The sequence below is a fragment of the Mesorhizobium sp. M2C.T.Ca.TU.002.02.1.1 genome, from assembly GCF_003997225.1.
In genome coordinates this window covers 1-2,423 of sequence record NZ_RZTO01000880.1, presented here as the reverse complement: position 1 = coordinate 2,423, position 2,423 = coordinate 1, and the positions used below count along the sequence as shown (strand labels likewise).

General features: G+C 63.6%; 2 protein-coding genes and 1 pseudogene. 2 read left to right on the top strand and 1 reads right to left on the bottom strand.

The window, feature by feature from the left end:
• Together EOD07_RS30840 and EOD07_RS30835 are read left to right on the top strand one after the other, a co-directional pair.
• On the top strand, window positions 1–1,727 hold a 1,727-nt coding region (locus EOD07_RS30840; protein ID WP_164772711.1), incomplete at its 5' end, for a S9 family peptidase.
• A 112-nt stretch (window positions 1,728–1,839) separates the two neighbouring features.
• On the top strand, window positions 1,840–2,229 hold the full coding sequence (locus tag EOD07_RS30835; protein ID WP_041002221.1) for an SET domain-containing protein-lysine N-methyltransferase: 390 nt from the start codon (window positions 1,840–1,842) through the stop codon (window positions 2,227–2,229).
• A gap of 15 nt (window positions 2,230–2,244) precedes the next feature.
• Here the strand turns inward: EOD07_RS30835 and EOD07_RS38760 are convergent.
• Window positions 2,245–2,423: pseudogene (locus EOD07_RS38760) on the bottom strand (cytochrome C); the annotation flags it as partial.

Sequence of the window (2,423 nt, the reverse complement as noted above, 5' to 3'; positions counted from 1 at the left end):
GCGCCGAGGAGATCCTGCTCGACGGCGATAAGGAGGCCGAGGGCAAGGCTTATTTCAGGCTCGGCGGCGTCGACCATTCGGGCGACCACAGGCAACTCCTGTGGGCCTTCGACGACAAGGGCTCGGAGTTCTTCACGCTGCGCGTGCGCGATCTCACGAGCGGCAAGGACCTTGCCGACCAGATTCCGGACACGGGCGGCGGCGGGGTCTGGGACGCCGGCGACGACGGCTTCTTCTACACCCGTCTCGACGACAATCATCGCCCGTCGAAAGTGTTCTTCCACGCGCTCGGCGACAGGCCCGAGAACGACCGGCTGATCTATGAGGAAACCGATCCGGGCTTCTTCATGGATGTCAGCGGCACGCGCGCCAATGACTGGATCATGATCGGCATCAACGACCATGAGACTTCGGAATACCGCCTGCTGCCCGCCAATGATCCATCGGCCGAGCCGAAGTTGGTGGCGGTGCGCGAGACGGGACTGCAATACGACCTGGAAGAAGGCGGCGACATCTTCTTCATCCTCACCAATGCCGATGGCGCCAAGGACTTCAAGATCATGACCGCTCCGGTCGCCAACCCGGTGCGCGCCAACTGGCAGGAACTGGTGCCGCATGAGCACGGGCGGCTGATCCTGTCGGTGCTCGGCTTCAAGCATTACATGGTCCGGCTCGAGCGCAAGGACGGACTGCCGCGCATCGTCGTGCGCGAACGCGCCAGCGGCGAGGAGCATTTCATCTCCTTCGACGAGGAAGCGTTCTCGCTCGGTCTCTCCGGCTCCTACGAATACGACACGGAGACGATGCGCTTTACCTATTCGTCGATGACGACGCCGGCGCAGGTGTTCGACTACAATATGCGCAGCCGCGAGCGCGTGCTCTTGAAAACGCAGGAAGTGCCCTCAGGCCACGATCCCGAGCACTATGTCACGCGCCGGCTGATGGCGCCGGCCGCCGATGGCGAGCTGGTGCCGATCTCGCTGCTCTACCATCGCGAGACGCGGCTCGACGGTTCCGCGCCCTGCCTGCTCTACGGCTACGGCTCCTACGGCATCACCGTTCCTTCCGCCTTCAACACCAACTGCCTGTCGCTGGTCGACCGCGGCTTCGTCTATGCCATCGCGCATGTGCGCGGCGGCAAGGACAAGGGCTACGGCTGGTACGAGGACGGCAAGCGGGCAAGGAAGATGAACACCTTCACCGACTTCATCGCCTGCGCCCGCCATCTCGTCGCCGAGCGCTACACAAGGCACGACCGCATCGTGGCGCAGGGCGGCTCGGCCGGCGGCATGCTGATGGGGGCGATCGCCAACATGGCGCCGGAGGATTTCGGCGGCATCGTCGCCGAGGTGCCTTTCGTCGACGTGCTTACCACCATGCTCGACGCCAGCCTGCCGCTGACGCCGCCGGAGTGGCCGGAATGGGGCAATCCGATCGCGTCCGCCGACGACTACGAGACGATCGCGGCCTATTCGCCCTATGACAATGTGGCGGCGCTCGACTACCCGCCGATCCTGGCGCTGGCGGGCCTCACCGATCCACGCGTCACCTATTGGGAGCCGGCGAAATGGGTGGCAAGGCTGCGGGAGCGCAAGGCAGGCGGCAACCCGGTCCTGTTCAAGATCAACATGGAGTCCGGTCATGCCGGCGCATCGGGCCGCTTCTCGCGGCTGGAGGAGATCGCCTACATCTATGCCTATGCCCTGAAAGTGACCGGCAAGGCCTGATTTTCCGCTCGCAATCCGCAAGACCGCGCGTTAGGCAATGCACGGTCATCTCGGGCGCGGTCATTTTGATGCCACGTTCGGGCCGGCCAATCTCCATGCAACAAGGTTCGTCATGCTGCTCGTCGACACCTATCTCGACAAATCGTCCATCCAGGGCATCGGCGTCTTCGCCAGGCATCGCATCCCGAAGGGAACGCTGATCTGGAAGCTCGACCCGCGGTTCGACCGGCGCATTCCCGTCGACACCTATGAGAGCCAGACGGGACCGGTGAAATCCTATCTCGACCGCTATTCCTATCCGGACCGGCACGACCCGAGCTACATCGTGTTCGAAGCCGACGACGCGCGCTACATGAACCACGACGACGATCCGAACTGCGACGTCTCCTCGCCCGAGGAGACTTACGCGCTGCGCGACATCGCACCGGGCGAGGAACTCACCTGCAACTACAATCACTTCTTCGAAAACGGCTTCGATTTCCTGGGCGACCGCCACCCGTAAGATGCGGGTGAAAGGTCAACTCGCCGGCTTGCGCGCCGGATAGCCGTTGGGATGCGGCGGGACGGCTTTGAGATAGGCGGCGATCGCGGCGCGGTCGTCGGCCGTCAGCTGCGCCATGTTTTTCTGCACATCGACCATGGCGCCGCCAACGGAATCGAAATCGGGCGTGAAGCCGGTCTCGAGATAGTTGGCGA

Excerpts from the sequence above, each read along its gene's own strand:
- EOD07_RS30835 (WP_041002221.1), top strand. The coding sequence starts at position 1,840 with ATGCTGCTCGTCGACACCTATCTCGACAAATCGTCCATCCAGGGCATC.